This window comes from Streptomyces sp. NPDC002403, assembly GCF_053593015.1.
The window spans coordinates 20,960-40,650 of the sequence record NZ_JBSFBQ010000040.1 but is presented as its reverse complement, the minus strand read 5'-3'; the positions used below and the strand labels follow the sequence as shown (position 1 = coordinate 40,650).

Annotated in this window: 15 protein-coding genes and 1 pseudogene; 11 read left to right on the top strand and 5 right to left on the bottom strand. The window is 72.6% G+C overall.

The window, feature by feature from the left end; all coding sequences use genetic code 11:
* Window positions 1-29: 29 nt before the first annotated feature.
* From ACWCPY_RS31885 to ACWCPY_RS31850, 8 genes are read left to right on the top strand one after another with little or no spacing between them, the layout of a single operon-like run.
* Complete coding sequence (locus ACWCPY_RS31885) at window positions 30-794, top strand: SDR family NAD(P)-dependent oxidoreductase (protein ID WP_451270824.1); 765 nt, start codon at window positions 30-32, stop codon at window positions 792-794.
* The gene (locus ACWCPY_RS31880; protein ID WP_451270822.1) at window positions 782-2,572 is read left to right on the top strand and encodes a heparinase II/III domain-containing protein; all 1,791 of its coding nucleotides are present in this window, start codon (window positions 782-784) and stop codon (window positions 2,570-2,572) included. The genes ACWCPY_RS31885 and ACWCPY_RS31880 overlap by 13 nt, the downstream gene beginning before the upstream one ends.
* 3 nt (window positions 2,573-2,575) lie before the next feature.
* The gene (locus tag ACWCPY_RS31875; RefSeq protein WP_451270820.1) at window positions 2,576-4,561 is read left to right on the top strand and encodes a hypothetical protein; all 1,986 of its coding nucleotides are present in this window, start codon (window positions 2,576-2,578) and stop codon (window positions 4,559-4,561) included.
* A gap of 5 nt (window positions 4,562-4,566) precedes the next feature.
* On the top strand, window positions 4,567-5,169 hold the full coding sequence (locus tag ACWCPY_RS31870) for a DUF624 domain-containing protein (RefSeq protein WP_451270818.1): 603 nt from the start codon (window positions 4,567-4,569) through the stop codon (window positions 5,167-5,169).
* Window positions 5,166-6,245, top strand: a complete 1,080-nt coding sequence (locus tag ACWCPY_RS31865) for a DUF1565 domain-containing protein (protein WP_451270816.1) — start codon at window positions 5,166-5,168, stop codon at window positions 6,243-6,245. Before ACWCPY_RS31870 ends, ACWCPY_RS31865 begins: the two co-directional genes overlap by 4 nt.
* On the top strand, window positions 6,242-7,393 hold the full coding sequence (locus ACWCPY_RS31860) for an SGNH/GDSL hydrolase family protein (RefSeq protein ID WP_451270814.1): 1,152 nt from the start codon (window positions 6,242-6,244) through the stop codon (window positions 7,391-7,393). Before ACWCPY_RS31865 ends, ACWCPY_RS31860 begins: the two co-directional genes overlap by 4 nt.
* A 7-nt stretch (window positions 7,394-7,400) precedes the next feature.
* The gene (locus ACWCPY_RS31855; protein ID WP_451270812.1) at window positions 7,401-9,836 is read left to right on the top strand and encodes a polysaccharide lyase 8 family protein; all 2,436 of its coding nucleotides are present in this window, start codon (window positions 7,401-7,403) and stop codon (window positions 9,834-9,836) included.
* Between the two features lie 4 nt (window positions 9,837-9,840).
* Complete coding sequence (locus tag ACWCPY_RS31850) at window positions 9,841-10,815, top strand: acetylxylan esterase (protein WP_451270810.1); 975 nt, start codon at window positions 9,841-9,843, stop codon at window positions 10,813-10,815.
* Window positions 10,816-10,825: 10 nt separating this feature from the next.
* Here the strand turns inward: ACWCPY_RS31850 and ACWCPY_RS31845 are convergent, their stop codons facing one another.
* From ACWCPY_RS31845 to ACWCPY_RS31830, 4 genes and pseudogenes are all read right to left on the bottom strand, one after another.
* Window positions 10,826-12,370: a phytoene desaturase family protein gene (locus ACWCPY_RS31845; protein WP_451270808.1), complete on the bottom strand. Its 1,545-nt coding sequence runs from the start codon at window positions 12,368-12,370 to the stop codon at window positions 10,826-10,828.
* Between the two features lie 52 nt (window positions 12,371-12,422).
* Entirely contained in the window at window positions 12,423-14,669 is a 2,247-nt protein-coding gene (locus ACWCPY_RS31840; RefSeq protein ID WP_451270806.1) for a tetratricopeptide repeat protein, read from the bottom strand.
* 405 nt (window positions 14,670-15,074) lie between these two features.
* Window positions 15,075-15,950 carry a universal stress protein gene (locus ACWCPY_RS31835; RefSeq protein WP_451270804.1) on the bottom strand — a complete coding sequence of 292 codons (876 nt, stop codon included), beginning with the start codon at window positions 15,948-15,950 and terminating at the stop codon, window positions 15,075-15,077.
* A gap of 161 nt (window positions 15,951-16,111) precedes the next feature.
* Window positions 16,112-16,339 (bottom strand): annotated as a pseudogene (locus ACWCPY_RS31830) (CBS domain-containing protein); the annotation flags it as partial.
* 255 nt (window positions 16,340-16,594) lie between these two features.
* On the opposite strand from ACWCPY_RS31830, the gene ppk2 reads away from it, so the two are divergent.
* Window positions 16,595-17,416, top strand: coding sequence for a polyphosphate kinase 2 (ppk2, locus tag ACWCPY_RS31825; RefSeq protein WP_451270802.1), 822 nt, complete (start codon window positions 16,595-16,597; stop codon window positions 17,414-17,416).
* Window positions 17,417-17,433: 17 nt separating this feature from the next.
* On the opposite strand, the gene ACWCPY_RS31820 is transcribed toward ppk2, so the two are convergent.
* Window positions 17,434-18,297 carry a universal stress protein gene (locus tag ACWCPY_RS31820; protein WP_451270800.1) on the bottom strand — a complete coding sequence of 288 codons (864 nt, stop codon included), beginning with the start codon at window positions 18,295-18,297 and terminating at the stop codon, window positions 17,434-17,436.
* A 102-nt stretch (window positions 18,298-18,399) separates the two neighbouring features.
* Here ACWCPY_RS31820 and ACWCPY_RS31815 point away from each other — a divergent pair, with 102 nt between their 5' ends.
* Window positions 18,400-18,861: a cyclic nucleotide-binding domain-containing protein gene (locus ACWCPY_RS31815; RefSeq protein WP_451270798.1), complete on the top strand. Its 462-nt coding sequence runs from the start codon at window positions 18,400-18,402 to the stop codon at window positions 18,859-18,861.
* Window positions 18,862-18,908: 47 nt separating this feature from the next.
* Complete coding sequence (locus tag ACWCPY_RS31810) at window positions 18,909-19,532, top strand: CBS domain-containing protein (RefSeq protein ID WP_451270796.1); 624 nt, start codon at window positions 18,909-18,911, stop codon at window positions 19,530-19,532.
* Window positions 19,533-19,691: the final 159 nt, after the last annotated feature.

Sequence of the window (19,691 nt, the reverse complement as noted above, 5' to 3'; positions counted from 1 at the left end):
ACCACCGTTCCTCGAAAGGTACTCATTCCATGTCTGCTGATCTCAACGGCTCCCGCGCACTGGTGACAGGGGCGGGCCACGGCATCGGCCGCGCCATCGCCGTCGCGCTCGCCGAGGCCGGATCCGATGTCGCGGTCCACTACCACTCCTCCGCCGACGAGGCCGCGAAGACGGTCTCCGCGATCGAGGCGCTGGGCCGCCGGGCGAAGGCGTTCAAGGCCGATGTCACGGTGACCGGTGATGTGGACCGGCTCGTCGACGAGGCGACCGGCTTCCTCGGCGGGCTGGACGTCCTGGTCTGCAACGCGGGTCATCTGATCGGCCGGGCCACCATCGCCGAGATGTCCGACGAGCACTTCGATCAGGTCCTCTCCACCAATCTGACGTCCACGTTCCGCACCGTGCGCGCCGCGCTGCCGCATCTCAAGGAGTCCTCGGCCGGCCGCATCATCACGATGTCCTCGCTGGCCGCGCACAACGGTGGCGGCCCCGGCTCGGTCGCCTACGCGGCGGCGAAGGCCGGTGTGCGCGGCTTCACCAAGGGCCTGGCCAAGGAGCTCGGGGGGACGGGCATCACCGTCAACACCGTCGCGCCCGGCTTCATCAAGGGCACCGCCTTCCACGACACCTTCACCGCGCCCGAGGCACAGCAGGCGATGGAGGCCGGCATCCCGGTGGGCCGGGCCGGCACCCCCGAGGACGTCGCCGCCGCGGTGGTCCACCTGGCGTCGCCGTCGTCCGGCTTCCTCACCGCCACCACGGTGGACATCGACGGTGGCGTGTGGCCGCGTTGAGGCGGATCGCCCGGGAGCGGGGCGGCTGGTGGCACGCGTACGTCTGCCCGGCGCACGGCGTGGAGCTCGACCACGGCGACCTGCTCGCCGGGGTGTTCCCGGAGGGCGGTGCGCGTTGTGCGTACGGCTGCCGGGTGGACGACGAGGCGGTGCGCGGCGCCTGGCTGGTGCTCTCGCACCAGGCGTGGGCGCGGCACCTGCGGGTGCTCGCGCACCGCGAGGAGCGCGCGGAGTCGGTGGCGCGGCTCGTGGAGTACGCGGGGCTGTACGCGGAGCTGGCCACCGAGCGGCACGGCGAGGCACAGGGCTGGATGCTGCGCGGCCGGCTCTTCCACCAGGCGCTGACCGATGCCATCTGGGCGGTGAACGTCGGGCACGCCGTGATCACGCTCGCCGAGCACTCCGCGGAACACCTGGCGGCGCTGCTGCCGCTCCTGGACGACCTGGAGCGGGCGGCGCTCGATGCCCGGGACGTACTGACCGGTCAGGGCCATCTCGCCTCCAACTACACCGCGTGGCTCAACGCCGCCGGCGTGGCGACGAGTCGGGCCGCCGCCGCGGTCCGTGGCCGGGAGTGGGACGGCGGCAGGCGGTGGCTGGAGGGCGAGCACGGGCTGTACGCGCATCTGCGGGTCGCGGTCGCCGATGACGGCTGGGAGTGGGAGGGCAGCACCTACTACCACGGGTTCGTGCTGCGGGCCGCGCTGCTGGCGCTGCGGGGCACCGATCCCGCGTCCGTACCGTCCGACGTGGTGGACGTGCTGGCCGGGATGACGGATGTACTGGCGGCGATCGCCACGCCGGGCGGCATCCTTCCGGCGCTGCACGACGGCCCGTATCTGCGCGGTCCGCTCGCCCTGGAGTGGCTCGAACTCGTCTCGCTCGCACAGCAGTTGGTTCCGTCACCGGCACTGGACGCGGTGGCCGGGCGGGCCCGGTCCGAGCTGGGCGCGCGGGACGACGGGCTCGACCGGGAGCTGGGCGGCTGGTTCGCGGGGCCGCCGCTGCCCGCGCGCCCGGCGTCCGGCCCGGTGACCGTGTTCCCGACCGCCGGGTACGCGGTGCTGCACCACGCGGGCGTCCACGCGCTGCTGGACTTCGGTCCGCACGGCGGCTCGCACGGCCATCGCGACAAGTTGTCGCTGTATCTGTACGGCGACACCACGCCGTGGCAGCCCGATCCCGGTCAAGTGCCCTACGCACACGCCGAGTTCCGGGAACTGTACGCGTCGACGGAGGCCCATCCGGCCTTCCGCGTGAACGGCGGCGAACAGGCGGAGTGCACCGGGCGACTGCTCGGCTCGGACGGTTCGTCCGTGACCGCCGAGGTGACGACGGCGTACGAGGGAGTGCGTGCGGTGCGGCGGGTGGTGCTCGGTGACGGCTATCTGGTGGATCTGCTGACCGTCCGTGCCGAGGACGAGCGGTGCCTCACCGCGCAACTGCGCCCCGGTGTCGCGCTGGATGTCCAGCTCCAGGCCTCGGGCGAGGTCCGCACCACCTGGTACGGCGACGAGACCCTGCACGGCTGGCACACCCACACCCCCGGCGTGACCGTGCGTCCGGTCTCCCGGCCCGGCCCGGGTCCGGCCGACGATCCGCAGCGCGTGCGCACCCGGGTCGACTTCACCGCGCAGTCCGACCGGATCACCTTCGCCTCGGTGTACCAGGCGGCGTCGGCCGGGCCCGCCGTGGCCGATGTACGGCTGGACGGTGACGGGGTGCTGACGGTCTCACTGACGGACGGCGGCACCGCACGGTTCCGGACGGAGGACTGACTCTTGTTGCTCTCGGCGACCCCGCCGCCCGGCCCGCGCCCCGCGCAGCAGGTGCGGCTGTACGAGGAGGCCGCCCGCCACCGCGGGCTGACCCCGCCGCGTACGCACCCCCTGGCCAGCATCACCTGGCTCGGCCCCGCCGCCTCCAACCCGGCGCTGGCCTACCGGGTGAGCGGCGACCCGGCCCATCTGGCGGAGAGCCGGCGCTGGATCGAGGCCGCGGTGCGGCTGCCGCACTGGGGCAGGGCCCATATGCCGGACCACGATCTGGACGCCGGCTGGCTGCTGCACCATCTCTCGCTCGCCCACCGGTGGATCGGCGACGAACTCCCGGACGAGGTGCGGGCGCTGCTGCGGTACAAGCTGCTGCTCCAGGGGCGGCGGATGTACGAGTTCGCGGTGGCCGGCGAGGGCCGCTGGTGGTCGTCGTCGTACTGGCAGAACCACAACTGGATCTGTTACGCGGGTCTGGCGACGGCCGGTTATGTGCTGGGCAAGGAGGAGTGGACCGAGCGCGCCAGGGAGAACCTCGGTACGGTCCTCGACCTGATGCCGGACGACGGTTCGCACGCCGAGGGCGTCGTCTACTGGCGCTACGGCGTGCCCTTCCTCGCCGTCCACCTGGACCTCCTCCAGGAGGCGGAGGGCATCGACTGGTGGGATCGGGGCGGCTTCCTCACGAACACCTTCCGCTACCGGATGCACCAGCTGGCCCCGGGCTTCGCGTTCAACGTCGACCACGGCGACTGCCACGACCGGCGCAGCGGACACAGCGCCGGCCTGTACTACCGGCTCGCGGCGCAGTACGGGATTCCTCAGGCGCAGTGGCTGGGCGATCTCGCCTCGGGTGAACTGCTGTGGCAGGAGGCGGCGGAGAGCGGGGTGCGGCCGGGAATCCTGCCGGAGGCCTATCTCGAATACCTCTGGTGCGACCCGTCCGTGGCCGCCGCCCCGCCCACGGAGACACGGGCGTTCTTCCCGGACCTCGGGCTGCTCGCGGCCCGCACCGGGTGGGACGACGACGCCACGCTCGTCTCGTTCAAGGCGAGCCCCGGCGGTGGCCACAAGGCGTGGGAGACCTCCGCGAAGCACCGGGCGGAGCTGGGCTGGGAGACCCTCAACCAGGGGCACCACCACCCCGATTCGGGCTCGTTCGTGCTGGTCTCGCAGGGTGCGTTCCTCGCGGTCGACGAGGGGTACAGCAACCGCAAGCGGGCCGCGCACCACAATCTGCTGCTGGTGGACGGTCAGGGATACGCGGACGAGGACCGTTATCACGTCTACGAGGACATCCCGTACGAGCGGCAGGCCCGGCAGCGCGATGTGCTGGCCGGTCCCGACTGCGGGTGGGCGCACGCCACGGCGGAGATCGCCGCGATGTACGACCCCGCGCTCGGGGTGCGGCGGCTGGACCGGACGCTGGTGTTCACCCCGTCGGGACGGCTCGTACTGCTGGATCTCGCCGAGGCGGACGCGGAGCGGGAGTGGTCGTTCCTGCTCCAGACCGACCGGCCCACCGAACCCGGGCCGGACGGCGGCCGGCTGATCCGGTCCGGGGCCGCCTCCGCCCTGGTGCGGCGGTTCGCGCCGCTCGACGCCGACGTCGTCTCCGAAGTCACCGAGGTCGAGGCGAACCCGACGTCGAGCACGCCGGAGCTGCGTCTCACCCGCACACTGCACACGCTGCGCGCGACGTCCGCGCGCTCCACGGAGGCGCTCTTCCTCACCGCGATCGTCCCGGGCCCGGCGCCGGCCCCGGCCGAGCGGGTGGAGTGCGCGCAGGGCCAGGGCGTCACGTTCGGCGAGGAAAGCGTGCTCCTCTCCCCCGTCGCGCGCCGGATCCGTACCGCGACGGTGTCGGCCGACGCGGCCGCGGTCCTGCTCGGCGCCGAGGGATCTGCCCCCTACGTGGTGGCGGCCACCCGGCTGGTGCTGGACGGCCGCGTGCTGCTCGATGTCCCGGAGCCGTACACAGGAAAGGTCGGCTGATCATCATGCAGGCAACCCTCTCGTCCGGCTGGCCGACGCTGCTGCGGCGGCTGGAGTTCGTGGCCTACCCGGCGGCCGCCGGGGCCGCCTTCACCGTGCTGTCGCTCGGTGTCGTGACCTGGCTCCCCGCGCTCGCCGCGATGGGGCACGCCCTGCAGCGGTGGCGGGCGGAGGGTGACAGCCGCTGCTTCACCCACACCTTCGCCGCCTTCCCGCAGTACTGGCGGTCCCTGTGGCGCCACTGTCTGGCGTCCACCGCGGCGGGGATCGTCCTGGCCGCCAACATCGTCCATCTGCTGGGCCGTCCGGAGCCGTGGACGTTCGTGCTGCTCGCAGCGCAGGTGGGCATCGCTGCCGCGCTCGCCATCCACCACGTGGCGCTCGCGGCCGAGGCGGCCCGGTCCCCGCACGGGACGGTCCGCACCTGGTCGCGCGGTGCGCTGGCCCTCGGCTTCGGCTCGGCGGCCCGTGGCACCGCACTGCTCGGCGCGGTGGTCTCCGCCGCGCTGCTCTCGCTCGTCGTACCGCTGGGCCCCCTGCTCCTCGGCCCCAGCATCCCCGTACTGCTCGCACTGTCCTTCGCAGACCCCAGGAGGCACACCCCATGAGCCGTGTACTGCGCACCGCCCTCGTCGCCGCGCTCGCCGCCGGCGCACCGCTCGCCTTCCCCCCGCCGTCGGTGGCCGTCGAGGCCGCCACCGCGTATTACGTGTCGCCGTCCGGCAGCGACTCCAACGCCGGTACGTCGGCGAGCGCCCCGCTCGCCACGATCCAGAAGGCGGTCGACCTGGCGCCGACGGGCGCGGTGGTCAACCTCGCCGCCGGTACGTACAAGCAGGACGTCGTGACCAAGCGCTCCGGTGTCACCATCACCGGTCCGGCGAACGCCGTGGTGAAGGGGGCCGGCGACGCCCGGATCATCCAGGTGCAGCACGACTCGACGACGCTCAGCGGATTCACCGTGGACGGGCTGCACGGGTCGTCCACCGATGTGTCGGGGTACCGCCTCAAGCTCATCTATGTCATGAGCACGACTCCCGGCAATGGTGTGGGCGGGTTGCGGATCACCGGGATGACGCTGAAGAACGCCGCCGACGAATGCCTGCGGGTGCGCTATCTGGTGACCGGCGCCGACATCTCCGAGAACACGATCACCAACTGCGGCGTCAACGACTTCGAGTTCGGCGGCGGCGGGAAGAACGGCGAGGGCATCTACCTCGGCACCGCTCCCGAGCAGCAGGGGGCGAACGGTGCCCCGGACGCGGCCCCCGACATCAGCAGGAACAACCGTATCCATCACAACACCATCGCCACCCAGGGCAACGAGTGCGTCGATGTGAAGGAGAACTCGACCAACAACTACGTCGAGTACAACGACTGCAGCGGCCAGAAGGACCCCGGCTCCGGCGGCCTGGACGCACGCGGCAGCGGCAACATCTTCCGCTACAACACCATTCACGACAATGTCGGCGCAGGCATCCGGCTCGGCGGCGACACCGCGACCGACGGCATCGACACCAGCATCTACGGCAACACCATCACCGGTAACGCGGGCGGCGGCATCAAGTTCATGCGCACCCCGCAGGGTCCGGTGTGCACCAACACGATGAGCGGGAACACCGGCGGCGACGCGGTCGGCACCTACGGCAGCGAGTACGACCCGACTGGTGCGTGCCCCCAGTGACCGGGCAGGGACCCGCCAGACGCGGGGTACTGACGGCGGCGGCCGGTCTGGCGGCGGTCGCGGCCACGGCGTCGGGGGCGCAGGCGGCCCAGCGCTCGGGCAGCGGAGCGAGCCGGTCGCGCTGGACGACGTCCTGGGCGACCGCGCAGACCGCGCCCACCGCCACGGACACGGTGGCGAGCGCCGGCCTGACCGACGGCACTTGCGTCGCCAACGTACGGCTCTCCGCCGGCGGAACCGTCCGGCTGCGTTACGGGCATGCCTTCGGTACGGCCCCGGTTCTCGTCGGCCCGGCGACGGCGGGCGGCCTGCCGGTGACGTTCGGCGGGCAGCGGCAGGCGTGGCTCGCCGCGGGCGCCTCGCTGACCAGCGACGCGGTCTCCGGACTGCGTGTCACCGAGGCCGCGCGGCTGACCGTGGAGACCCGGCTCCCCGGCCCCACCGGGCCGCTGTCCTTCCACCGCAACACCCATGCCTCGCACTCCGTCGACGGCGAGCGCACCACCTCGGTGTTCCTGCTGACCGGCGTCGAGGTGACGGGCGCGCACGGGCCGGTGGTCGCGGTGCTGGGCGACTCCATCACGGAGGGCGTAGGCACCCCCGACGACGCCGATCTGCGCTGGCCCGACCAGCTGGCCCGGCGGCTTCCCGGCTCGGCCGTCGCCAATCTCGGCATCAGCGGCAACCGGCTGCTGCTGGACGACGCCCGGTTCGGGCCGGGCGGACAGGCGCGCTTCGACCGCAATGTGCTGTCGCTGCCCGGACTGCGCACCGTACTCGTCCATCTCGGCGTCAACGACCTCCAGCAGCCGCCGAGCCAGACCGATCCGGCGCTCGTGCTGGCCGGGTACCGGCAGCTGGTGCTGCGCGCCCGCGACGCCGGGCTGCGGACGGTCGGCGCGACCATCGCCCCGTTCGGCGGCTGGACCCGCTGGACGCCGGAGCTCGAAGCGGTGCGCCAGCGGATCAACGCGGCGGTGCGCACCGGCCGGGTCTTCGACGCCGTCGCCGACTTCGACGCGGCCCTGCGCGACCCGGACCGGCCGTCCCTGCTGCTGCCCGCGTACGACAGCGGCGACGGGCTCCACCCCAACCCTTCCGGTCATGCCGCGCTGGCAGCGGCCGTCGACCGCCGACACCTTCTGTGAGGGCCGCATGACGAACCCAGGCACCACCCCGGGCACCACCCGGCGCAATGTTCTCGCCGGCGCCGCGGCCCTCGGCGCGGCCGCCGCGCTGCCGCTCGCGTTCACCGCCGCGGCTGCGGGCACCGCGCACGCGGCGGACGGCTCCGCCGTCATCGACGACGCCACCGCCCTGCGCACCCGCTGGCACACCCTGCTCACCGGTGGCCCCGGCCTCGACCTGACGGACCCGCAGATCGCCGCTGCCGTGGCCAGGACCGGCAAGGCCGCGACCACCTCGGTCAAGGGTCTCGACCCGGCCCGGACCGACGGGCTGTTCCCCGATCTGACCAGCACCACTCTCTCCAACCACGTGACGACGTCGTTCAAACGGCTCGCCACGGCCGCGACCGCGTGGGCCGTCCCCGGCACCCCGCAGTACGGCGACACCGCGCTGCGCGATCTGCTGCTGGCCGGCCTCGACTGGATGCTGACCAACCGCTACGGCCCCGGCCACACCCGGTTCGACAACGACTGGGACTGGGAGATCGGCTCCGCGCTCGCCCTCAACGACGCGGCCGTGCTGCTGTACGACGCGCTGGGGACGGAGCGGCTGGGCCGGATCACCGCGGCCGTGCGGCACTACACACCCGACCCGAACCTCTGGCGGGCCGACCGGCAGATCGCCACCGGTGCCAACCGGGTGTGGATCTCCACCGTGGTCGCCGTCAACGCGGTGCTCACCGGCGCGGGCGACGACCTGGCCCGGGTCCGTGACGCTCTTTCGGACGTCGAGGGTTCGGGCGCCAACAGCGTCCTCGCCTTCAACGACGCGAGCGCCGCGGCGGAGGGCACCGGCGAGGGCTTCTACTCCGACGGTTCGTTCCTCCAGCACTACAAGCATCCCTACAACGGCGGGTACGGCAAGGAGCTGCTGAACAACCTCTCCCGGCTGCTGAACCTCCTCGCCGGCACGGCGTGGACGGTCACCGACCCCGATCTCGACAACATCCGCGGCTGGGTCGACGACGGCTTCGACCCGCTGCTGGTACGCGGCGACGTGATGGCGTCGGTGTGCGGGCGCGAGATCGCCCGCCCCAGCAAGCAGGGCCATGTGTCGGCGCAGACGGTCATCGAGGCGGTGGTGCGCCTGATCCCGAGCTTCCCGGGCGAGACCGCCGACCGGTTCACCGCCCTGGTCAAGCAGTGGATCGCCGAGGACACCTACCGGGACTTCCTGGCCGTCACCGACCTGGCCTCGCTGGTCGCCGCCCGGCAGGTCATGGCCTCCCCGGTGCCGGCCCGGGGGCCGCTGGTCGCGCACAAGCAGCACCCGCGGATGGACAAGGCGGCCCACCGCCGGCCGTCCTTCTCGCTCGGCATCTCCGCCTACTCCTCCCGGATCTACAACTACGAGTCGATCCAGAACGAGAACCTGCACGCCTGGCACCTCTCCGACGGAATGGTCCTGCTCTACACCGACGACCTCGGGCACTACAGCGAGGACTACTGGCCGACCGTCGACCCGGCCCGGCTGCCCGGCACCACCGTCATCGCCGGGCGCCCGGCGGACGCGGCCGGTCAGCGCACCACCAGCACGGCCGACTGGGCGGGCGGCACCGCGCTGCCGGGCACCACGCTCGGCGCGTACGGCATGGAGCTGCGCGCGTACGGCAGTTCGCTGCACGGGCTGAAGAGCTGGTTCTGCCTGGACGACGTGATCGCCTGCGTCGGCTCGGGCATCGGCGCGGACGCGGGCACGGCCGAGACGGTGGTGGAGAACCGGAAGCTGCGCGACCCCGGGGCGGCCCTGCTCGTCAACGGCACGGCGGCGCCGACGGACGCCGGCTGGTCGGCCCGGCTCGACCAGGTCCGGTGGCTGCATGTGGCCGGAACCGGCGGCTACATCTTCCCCGAGCCCGTCACGCTGAACGGCCTGCGCGAGGAACGCACCGCGACCTGGCGCGAGATCAACCTCAAGTACGGCACGGACACCTCGGTCACCCGCCCGTATCTGACGCTCTGGCAGGACCACGGCGCCGCGCCGAGCGGGGCGGGGTACTACTGGCTCCAGGCCCCGGCGGCCTCGGCCGAGCGGACGCAGCAGTGGTCGTCCGCGCCGCCGGTGAAACCGATCGCCCGCTCCACCGCCGTGCACGCGGTACGCCGTTGCTCGGACGGGCTGGTCGCCGCGAACTTCTGGACCGCGGGCACCGCGCAGGACCTGTCCTCGGACGGTCCGGCCTCGGTGCTGGTGCGGCCGGACGGGAAGACGGTCGAGGTGTCGCTGTCCGACCCGACGCAGCTGCGGTCCTCGGTCGTCCTGGACCTGGCGCAGCGCGGTCTGAGCGTCGTCTCCGCCGATCCGGGCGTCAGCGCCGCACCCGCCGGCAACGGCATCCGGATCACCGCCGACACCGCCGGACGCCACGGTGCGACCCTCAACCTCACCCTGAAGAGGAGCTAGACCCTTGCTGTTCGACATGCCCCTGGACCGGCTGCGCGACTACCGGCCGGAACCGGAGGAGCCGGCCGACTTCGACGCCTTCTGGGAGAAGACGCTCACCGAGACGGCCCGCCACGACCTGGACGCCGCGTTCGTCCCGTACGACGCCGGATTCGCGACCGTCGACGTGTTCGACGTGACGTTCCGGGGCTGGGGCGGGCAGCCGGTGAAGGCCTGGCTGCTGCTGCCGAAGACCCGTTCGGGCCCCCTGCCCGCCGTGGTGCAGTACATCGGCTACAACGGCGGCAGGGGCATTCCGTACTCCTGGCTGACCTGGAGCGCGCTCGGGTACGCGCATCTGGTGATGGACAACCGGGGCCAGGGCGGCGGCGGCAAGAACACCGCGGACACCCCGGACATCGGCCCGGACGGGCACGGCTCCTCCTCGCCCGGTTTCCTGACCCGGGGCATCGAGGACCCCTACCGCCACTACTACCGGCGGCTGATCACGGACGCGGTGCGGGCGGTGGACGCGGCGAAGGCCCATGAGGCGGTGGACGCCTCGCGGGTGGCGGTGCTCGGCGGCAGCCAGGGCGGCGGGCTCGCGCTGGCCGTAGCCGGGCTGCGGGACGACATCGTGGCGGCCGTCGCCGATGTGCCGTTCCTCTGCCACTACCGGCGTGCCTCACAGATCACGGACGCCGGGCCGTACGCGGAGATCGCCCGCTGGCTGTCCGGGCACCGCTTCCGGATCGACGAGGCGATGGAGACCCTGTCCTACTTCGACGGGGTCAACTTCGCGGCACGGGCGACCGCCCCGGCGTGGTTCTCGGTCGGCCTGATGGACAAGATCTGCCCCTCGTCGACGGTGTTCGCCGCGTACCACCGCTACGCGGGTCCGGCGCGGATCGAGGTGTTCACGTACAACGGGCACGAGGGCGGCGCCGAGTACGACCTGCCGCGCAAGCTCGGCGCGCTGCGGGGCGTGTTCGGCCGGTAGCGGCCCCTGGTCACCGGCCCAGCGCCGCCATCGCGGCGTTGTGGCCGGGGACCCCGCTGACCCCGCCGCCGCGCACCGCGCCGGCCCCGCACAGCAGCACATTGGCGTGTGCCGTCTCCACACCCCAACGGCCGGTGGACTCCGTGGCGTGGGGGAAGGCGAGGTCCCGGTGGAAGATGTGGCCGCCGGGCAGCCGCAGATCCCGCTCCAGGTCGAGCGGGGTCTTCGCCTCGATGCACGGCTCGCCGTTCTCGTCGCGGGCCAGGCAGCCGGTGAGCGGCTCGTCCAGGTGCGCGTCGAGCTCGGCGAGGGTCGCCGCCAGCAGCTCGGCCCGGGTCGCCGCGTTGTCGGCGGTGAAGAGCCGGGCGGGGGTGTGCAGGCCGAAGAGGGTGAGGGTCTGGTAGCCGCGGGCGGCGAGGTCCGGTGCGAGGATCGACGGGTCGGTCAGTGAGTGGCAGTAGATCTCGGACGGCGGGGCGGCGGGCAGCCGCCCCGCCGCGGCGTCCCGGTAGGCGTCGGCGAGCTGTCCGTAGCCCTCGGCGATGTGGAACGTCCCGGCGAAGGCCTCACGCGGATCGACGGAGCGGTCGCGCAGCCGGGGCAGCCGGGTCAGCAGCATGTTCACCTTCAGCTGCGCGCCCTCGGCCGGGGCGGGCGGTTCGTCCCCGAGGAGAGCGGCGAGCGCCTGAGGCGAGGCGTTGACGAGTACCTTGCGGGCCGCGACGACCTGTTCCGCATCGGGTGAGCGGACGGTGACCTCGGCCCGTGTTCCGTCGGTCTCGATCCGGATCGCCTCGTGCCGGACACGGATCTGTGCCCCGGCCGCGCGGGCGGACCGGGCGAGGGCGTCGGTGAGCGCGCCCATGCCTCCGACGGGGACGTCCCAGTCGCCGGTGGAGCCTCCGATGACGTGGTACAGGAAGCAGCGGTTCTGGCGCAGCGTCGGGTCGTGCGCGTCGGCGAAGGTGCCGATCAGCGCGTCGGTGAGGACGACTCCGCGTACCAGGTCGTCGGTGAAGTTCTTCTCGACGGCGACGCCGATGGGCTCCTCGAAGAGCGCCCGCCAGGCCTCCGGGTGACCGATCCGCTCGCGCAGGACCTCGCGGCCGGGCAGCGGCTCGGTGAGGGTCGGGAAGACCCGTTCGGCGACGTGCCGCGTCATGCCGTAGAACCGCTGCCACGCCTCGTACTCCCGGTCGGATCCGGTGAGGGCGGCGAAGGAGTCGCGGGTGCGCTCACCGCCGACGAGCAGGCCGGTGGCGCGGCCGCCGCGCACGGTCGGGGTGTACGAGGAGACGGTCCGCTTCCGTACGGCGAAGTCCAGTCCGAGATCACTGACGATCTTCTGCGGGAGCAGGGACACCAGGTACGAGTAGCGCGACAGGTGGGCGTCGACCCCGTCGAAGGGGCGGGTCGAGACGGCCGCTCCCCCGGTGGTGGCCAGGCGCTCCAGGACCAGGACGGACTGTCCGGCGCGGGCGAGGTAGGCGGCGGCGACCAGGCCGTTGTGGCCGCCGCCCACGATCACTGCGTCATAGCTGTCGGGTGCGGGCATGGCTCTTCGTAGCACGGCACGATCGCCCCTGACCAGAGGCCGTGGCTCCCGCTCAGCGCGGCGACGCCCGCTGCCCGCCGCGCACCGCGGCGACCTGCCGGTACAGCTCGGCGGCCTCCGGCCCGCGGCCGAGCTGCTCCAGGCAGTGCGCCTCGTCGTTGCGGGCGGCGAGGGCGTCGGGGTGGCCGGGGCCCAGGAGCCGTTCGCGGGCCGCGGCGACCGTGCGGTAGACGGTGAGGGCGTCGGCCCAGCGGCCGAGCCAGCCGAGGCCGACGGCGACCTCGCGGCGGCTGACGAGGGTGTCGGGGTGGTCGGGGCCCAGGACCCGTTCGCGGATCGCGCACACGTCGCGGGCCTCGGTGAGGGCCTCCTCCCAGCGGGCGAGGCGCCCCAGGTTGACGCCGAGGCCGTGGCGGGCGCGGAGCGTCTCGGGGTCGGCGGGGCCGCCCACCCTGGTCCGGTCCTCCACCAGGGCGCGGTACAGCTCCAGGGCCTCCGTGCTGCGGCCCAGGCGGCCGAGGCTGATACCGACCTCGTAGCGGGCGGCGAGTGTGTCGGGGTGGTCGGCGCCGAGCGACCTCGACCGGGCCCGGGCGACCTCCCGGTAGGCCTGCAGGGCCTCCGTCCAGCGCCCCAGCCTGCCCAGTGTGTACGCCACCTCGTAGAGCGTGACCAGGGTGTCGGGGTGGTCGGCGCCGAGCAGCTGGCTGCGGGCCGACGCCACGTCCCTGGCCATCCGGTACGAGTCCTCCAGGCGGCCGAGCCTGCTGAGGTTGAAGGCGAGGTTGTGGCGGCAGCGCAGGGTGTCGGGGTGGTCGGGCCCCATCGAGCGCTCCCGGGAGGCGAGCACCTCCGCGTACACCTGGTGGGCCTCGAAGTGCCGGCCCAGCCGGCCCAGCACGTACGCCGCCTCCTGGCGGGCGGCCAGGGTGTCCGGGTGGTCGGGTCCCAGGCTGCGCTCGCGGCCCCGGGCGACCCGGTCGAACTCCCGCAGGGCGTCCGAGACGCGTCCGGTGCGGCTGAGGGTGAAACCGATCTCGTACCGGCTGGCGAGGGTGTCGGGGTGGTCGGGGCCGAGTGCGTGCTCGCGTTCGGCGGCGACCGCGCGGTGCACCTCGCCGGCCTCCTCCCAGTGTCCGAGCCGGCCCAGGTTGAGGCCCGCGCTGTGCCGGCCGGCGAGGACGGACAGCAGTTCCGGCGACGGGGTCGGACGCTCGGCCGCGACCGGTGGCAGTTCGCCGGTGAGGCCGCGCCGGTCGGTGCCGGTGGTCCACTCGCCGGTGAGGCCGGCGGAGTGGTCGGGCGGGGCGAGCCCGGGGCGGGCGCCGGTCGCCCTGTGTCCGGTGGTCATCCCGTGGGTCCAGGCCGGCAACTGCTGCCCGGGAAGCAGGACGGGAACGGGCGGGGCGAGCCGCACCTGCCCGGTGGGCGGCAGGTGCGGCTGCTCACCGGTGCGGCCGACGATGATCCGCCGGCGCAGGTCGCCCGCGTCGACGGGCCGCTCCTCGGGGGTCTTGGCCAGCAGTTCCAGGACGACGCGCTCGAAGAAGCCAGGGAGTTCGGCCCGGTGGGTGCGCAGCGGCCGGGGCTGGGTGTCGCGGTGCCCGACGAGGACGGCCCAGGCGTCGTCGAGGTCGAACGGCGGTGCTCCGGTGGCGATCTCGTACAGCACGCAGCCCAGGGAGTAGAGGTCGCTGCGGTGGTCGACCTGGCCGCCGCTGATCTGCTCGGGCGACATGTAGTGCGGGGTGCCCATGGCGATGCCGGTACCGGTGAGGCGGGAGGTGAAGCCGATGTCGTGGCCCAGCCGGGCGATGCCGAAGTCGCAGATCTTCACCGTGCCGTCGGAGAGCCGCATGATGTTGGCGGGCTTGAGGTCCCGGTGCACGATGCCCTGCTGGTGGGTGTAGCCGAGGGCGTCGGCGACCTGTTCGGCGATGTCGACGACATCGGGCACCGGCAGCGGATGCTGTTTGTTGTCCTCCAGGAGCTGGCTGAGGTTGCGGCCGTCGAGGAGCTCCATGACCAGGTAGAGGACGCCCTCGTGCTCGCCGAAGTCATGGACGACGGTGACGCCGCGGTGCTGGAGCGAGGCGGCGACCCGGGCCTCGCGACGGAAGCGTTCGCGCAGGACGCGGGTGAAGGACTGGTCCTGCTGCGGCCCCATCGGCTTGAGACACTTGACGGCGACATGACGACCGAGCGACTCGTCATGGGCGCGCCACACCTCTCCCATTCCTCCGCGCCCGATCAGATCGAGCAGCCGGTACCGGCTCTGGATCAGCCTGGTGTCCGCCATCGCCTGCTGTCGCCCCCGTCGTTACGCCTGTTCCCGCGCCCTCCCCGGCCCGTCCAGTATGGCGGCCCCGCTGCGCGGTTTGTACGGGGCGCGGCGGCTGCCCGGGCCGAGCCGGGCCATGGCGTTCGGAATGCGACGGGGCCGGAGCCGCCGGCGAAGCCGGGCGGGAATGCGGCGCAGCACGGTCCCCGTGGTGCGCGGGTGGACGGGCCGGCGGGTCTGCCGTAGAGCTCACGGGCGTACGGGGCAGTGACTGGTGGGGGAGTGCCGCGACGCGCCGCCGCAGCAGTGCACGCGCCGGTACGAGCAGCGGGTGGACGGGGGCCGGCGCAGGAAGTCGCGACGCCCTGGTGACGCGGACCGCGGCCGTCCGGCTGCGCCGACCCCGTGCCGTCGCCCGGTCGGTCAGGTGTGGGGGACGACGGCGACGGGGCAGCGGGCGTGATGAATGGCTGCCTGGGCGACGGAACCCAGGTGCGGGGCCGGGGCGGGACGGTGCTTGCGCCGGCCGACGACCAGCAGCCCGGCGCCGTGGGCGGCGCCCACGACGGCCTTGGCGGGGCTTTCGAGGACGATGCCGTCGTCCACCTCCACATGCGGGAACCTGTCCCGCCAGGGGCCCAGGATCCGATCGAGCTTCTTCCGCGCGTCCTGGGCGATTTCATCCGTCACGTCGTGGTCCACCCCCCAGGGTGTGTAGGCGGCCACGGGCAGGCTCCGGCCGTGGACGACCCGGAGCGGCACGCCTCGCGCCGCGGCACTGGTGAAGGCGAAGGAGAGAAGACGGTCGCCGGGTCCGCGCAGTTTCAGTGCCACCACGACGCCGCCCTCCGCGGTCGGTGCGGGCTGCGGTCCCGGTCCGCCGGCTCCGGCGCGTACCAGCACCACCGGCCCGTCGGCCCGCGCCACGACGGGCATGCTGATGTCTCCGAGGAAATAGCTCTCGACGGGCAGGAGCCCGCGCGATCCGAGCACGGTCATCTCGGACTCCGAGGCCGCTTGCAGCAGCGCGTGCTCGGCGTCATCGGCGATCAGGCTGCCGACGACGGTGAGGCCCGGGTGGCGCTTCTGGAGCTCCGCCCGCGTCTTGTGCACGATCCGCCGCGCCCAGTAGTTCTGGTCCATCTCCGCCGGGACATGGGCCGGCTCCGGCACCAGCAGCGGCCACGCGTGCAGCAGACGCAGCGTGAGCCTGCGCCGCTCGGCTTCGTCGGCGGCCCAGCGGGCGGCGGCAAGGCTCTCGGGCGAGCCGTCGAGGCCCACCGTGACGACTGGCTCCATGACGACTGTCTCCGTCTCGTAAGTCTCGAACAGCCTCGTGAACGCCGGAACGAGGGCGAGCGGGTCCGCCTGCCCGGCTTCTCCTCATTCGAGGAGTACCGCAATTCTCCTGATGCCGCACGCCGGCCCCGGCGCGACAGGACTCGCAGGCATCGGTGTCCCGTCACCTCCGAGGGAGCCGGCCCCATCGTCCGCTGAAGTACGTCCCGGTCGATTTCTTCGTGGATGGCGTCGTCACGGCGCAGGAAGACCCGCAGCAGGTCGCCGCGGCCGACGATGCCCGGCAGTCTGTCGGTCTCGTCCACGACCCGCAGCCGTTTGACGGTCTGCGCCTCCATGAGGCGGGCTGCCCCGACCACGGTCCGCTCCGGACGCTCGCACCGACCAGGAACCGGACGTCCTCGGTTGTCCCGGCCGGGCCCGTCTTCGGGGCCTGTGGACCCTGAGAACGGCCCACTCGGCCCCACGGCGTCCTGCTTGCCCCCTCATACGGCGGCACGGTGTGCGTGGCGGTCCGAGGGGATGGGACCGGCCCATCCCGGCCGCCCCGGCTCAATCGAACGCGTCGTAGCGGATCTGCGCGGCGGAGCCCGTCCGGCGCTGACGCTTGACTTCGGGCATGGTCTCCTCCGTAACGTCGACCCATGTCGGACGAGAAGAGCCCGGGCACACCCGGAAAACTGCCGCGCTCGCTGTACGAACGCGAGCTGTACCGGCTCCAGACCGAGCTGGTGAAGCTCCAGGAATGGGTACGCGCCGAAGGCGCGCGGCTCGTCGTGGTGTTCGAGGGTCGCGACGCGGCGGGCAAGGGCAGCACGATCAAACGCGTCACCGAGCATCTCAACCCCCGCGTGGCACGTATCGTCGCCCTGCCGCGGCCCACTGAGCGCGAGCGCGGCCAGTGGTACTTCCAGCGCTATGTCGAGCACCTTCCGGCCGCGGGGGAAGTGGTCCTGCTCGACCGGAGCTGGTACAACCGCGCCGGCGTCGAGCGCGTCATGGGCTTCTGCACCATGGAGGAGCATCAGCGGTTCCTCCGCCAGTGCCCGATCTTCGAGCGGATGCTGGTGGAGGACGGCATCCTGTTGCGCAAGTACTGGTTCTCGGTCAGTGACGCGGTACAGGAGGAGCGGTTCCGGCGCAGGCTGCAGGATCCCACCCGCCGGTGGAAACTCTCTCCGATGGACCTGGAGTCGATCACCCGGTGGGAGGCCTATTCGCGGGCGAAGGACGAGATGTTCGTCCACACCGACATCTCGGAGGCTCCGTGGTACGTCGTCGAGAGCGACGACAAGCGCAGGGCCCGGCTGAACATGATCTCCCACCTCCTGTCGACCGTGCCGTACGAGACGGTCGACCCGCCGGTGATCGAACTGCCCCCGCGGCCACCGGCCACCGGGTACCAGCGACCGCCGAGAGACCTTCAGACGTACGTCCCCGACCACGCGTCGCGGCTCGGGAAGTGAGGCGAGGACTCACACGTTCAGGCCGCGCGAGGTACGACGGCCACCGGACAGTCGGCATGGTGGAGCAGGGCATGGGCAACCCGGCCGAGTCGGAGTCCGGGACGGCCCCGTCGACGATGCGCTCCGACGACGATCAGGTCCGCGGCGGCCGAGCGCCGCACCAGTATCCTCGCGGCCGGTCCCTCGACCGCCGCCGGGTGCGGCCGGACCGTCGGGTCCTCGTGCACGGTCCACGCCATCGCCTCGTCGATCAGGGTCGCCGCACGTTCCCTGTGGTACAGGTGCTCACTGGCGGTACGCCGGGGGTCGGCACGGGTGTGCCCGGGACAGCGCCAGGCACGTACGGCGTCCAGTTCACAGCTTCTCGCCGCGGCCTCACGGCACGCGAAGCGAACCGCCGCCGACGCCTCCCCCGGTTCCCCGACGCCCACGAGGATCCGTCCGTGCATCCCCTCGATCCCGGCCCGGTCACCACGCACGACGATGACGGGACACGGGGCGCGCGCGGCCACGGCCGGACCGACCGAGCCGAGCAGAAGTCCGGTGAGCCCGCCACGGCCTCGCTGCCCGGTGATCAGCGCCTCGGCACCGCGCCCCTCGTGCAACAGAGCGATCACCGCGTCCTCGGGCCGCACCTCGGCCGAGACGTCGACATCCGGACGGCGGAGGCGGACCCGCTCGGCGGCGGTTTCGACGATGCTGCCCGATGGGCACCCCGGGCCGAGTGCGAGCGCGACGCCCTCGTACCGCTCCCACCCGGACGCGTACGCCCTGGTCCGGCCGGACCGCGTGCGCGACGTGCCTTCGGCACGGAGCGACGGGGGTGGATGTGCGTGCCGCCGCCCCGGCGTCCGGTTGGCCCGCGGTGCGTGGAAGGCCATAGTGGAGGGACCGGGCGGGCCTGTGGCAGGGGCCGGACGGCTCATGCCCTTGATCCGGCTGCCCGGCGATGCTGACACCGGGGACTACAGAGGAGGCCACCGATGAGCGGTTCTCCGACTCGCATCACCGCGGCCCTGCCCGCCCAGTACCGTGCCCGTCTGATGGGGATCGGGTGCGAGGCCAATTTCTCCCAGGGTGCCCGTCTCTTCCGGGAAGGGGACCACGCGGACCACTTCTGGATCCTGCGTTCGGGCACCGTCACACTCGACATCCGCGTACCGGGCAGTGCCCCGGTGGTCATAGAGAGTCTCGGGCCCGGCGAACTCGTCGGCTGGGCCTGGCTGTTCAAGCCCTACATCTGGCATCTCGGGGCGGAGGCGATGACACCCGTCCGGACCCATGAGTTCGACGCGGAGACCGTGCTCATGGCGATGGACGCGGATCCCGCCTTCGGTTCGGCTGTCGGTCACTGGGTCGGACAGGTCCTCGCCGACCGACTGCAGGCCACCCGGATCCGTCTGCTCGATCTCTACGCCCCTCATGGCAGCGGCGGGACCATGTGAGTACAGCGTCGTGCCACTGCCTGTCAGTCACGCCGGAGGAGCGCCTCATGGCTGCGTCCCCGTACACCGTCAGCGACGTCATGACCCACACGGCCGTGGCCATCGGCCGCGAGGCCTCGTACAAGGAGATCGTCGAGCTGATGCACCGATGGCGGATCAGCGCGGTGCCGGTCCTGGAGGGCGAGGGCCGCGTCGTCGGGGTCGTTTCCGAGGCGGACCTGCTGCCGAAGGAGGCGTTCCGGCAGGACGAACCGGAGCTGCCCGGCCGGTCGGAGGAGGCGTCGAAAGCCGACGCGGTGCTGGCCGAGGAGCTGATGTCGAGTCCGGCCGTCACCGTCCACCCCGATGCCACGCTCGCCGAGGCCGCCCGCATCATGGCGCGCAAGCGCGTGAAACGACTGCCCGTCGTGAACGATCTCGGCATCCTGGAAGGCGTGGTGAGCCGCAGCGACCTCTTGAAGGTGTTTCTGCGCCCGGACGAGGAGATCGACGAGGAGATCCGATCCGTCGTGGTCGCCGGACTCTCTCCCCCGGACCGGGTGGACTTCACCGTGCTGGACGGTGTCGTCACCGTTCGAGGGCCGCTCCGGGACCGTTCTCTGGTGCCCCTCCTGGCCCGGGCCATTCGCGCGGTCGAAGGTGTGGTGGACGTACGCATGGAACTTGTCTGAGCTCTGTCGGAAAGCCGGGTCGACGACGGTTCCCGACGCCGACAGCACCTGAGCGTTCACGCCGGGGCGACAGGGCCGAGCAGTGCCCGCGGACCCCGTGTGGTCCTACCGGCGGACGCCGGCGGCGGCGACGCTCGGAGATACGGAGCCTCATGTCCC

What these genes read in the sequence shown, in the direction of transcription:
- ACWCPY_RS31885 (WP_451270824.1), top strand. Translation starts at nt 30, where the DNA reads ATGTCTGCTGATCTCAACGGCTCCCGCGCACTGGTGACAGGGGCGGGC.
- ACWCPY_RS31870 (WP_451270818.1), top strand. Translation starts at nt 4,567, where the DNA reads ATGCAGGCAACCCTCTCGTCCGGCTGGCCGACGCTGCTGCGGCGGCTG.
- ACWCPY_RS31865 (WP_451270816.1), top strand. Translation starts at nt 5,166, where the DNA reads ATGAGCCGTGTACTGCGCACCGCCCTCGTCGCCGCGCTCGCCGCCGGC.
- ACWCPY_RS31855 (WP_451270812.1), top strand. Translation starts at nt 7,401, where the DNA reads ATGACGAACCCAGGCACCACCCCGGGCACCACCCGGCGCAATGTTCTC.
- ACWCPY_RS31845 (WP_451270808.1), bottom strand. Translation starts at nt 12,370, where the DNA reads ATGCCCGCACCCGACAGCTATGACGCAGTGATCGTGGGCGGCGGCCAC.
- ACWCPY_RS31840 (WP_451270806.1), bottom strand. Translation starts at nt 14,669, where the DNA reads ATGGCGGACACCAGGCTGATCCAGAGCCGGTACCGGCTGCTCGATCTG.
- ACWCPY_RS31835 (WP_451270804.1), bottom strand. Translation starts at nt 15,950, where the DNA reads ATGGAGCCAGTCGTCACGGTGGGCCTCGACGGCTCGCCCGAGAGCCTT.
- ppk2 (WP_451270802.1), top strand. Translation starts at nt 16,595, where the DNA reads ATGTCGGACGAGAAGAGCCCGGGCACACCCGGAAAACTGCCGCGCTCG.
- ACWCPY_RS31820 (WP_451270800.1), bottom strand. Translation starts at nt 18,297, where the DNA reads ATGGCCTTCCACGCACCGCGGGCCAACCGGACGCCGGGGCGGCGGCAC.
- ACWCPY_RS31815 (WP_451270798.1), top strand. Translation starts at nt 18,400, where the DNA reads ATGAGCGGTTCTCCGACTCGCATCACCGCGGCCCTGCCCGCCCAGTAC.
- ACWCPY_RS31810 (WP_451270796.1), top strand. Translation starts at nt 18,909, where the DNA reads ATGGCTGCGTCCCCGTACACCGTCAGCGACGTCATGACCCACACGGCC.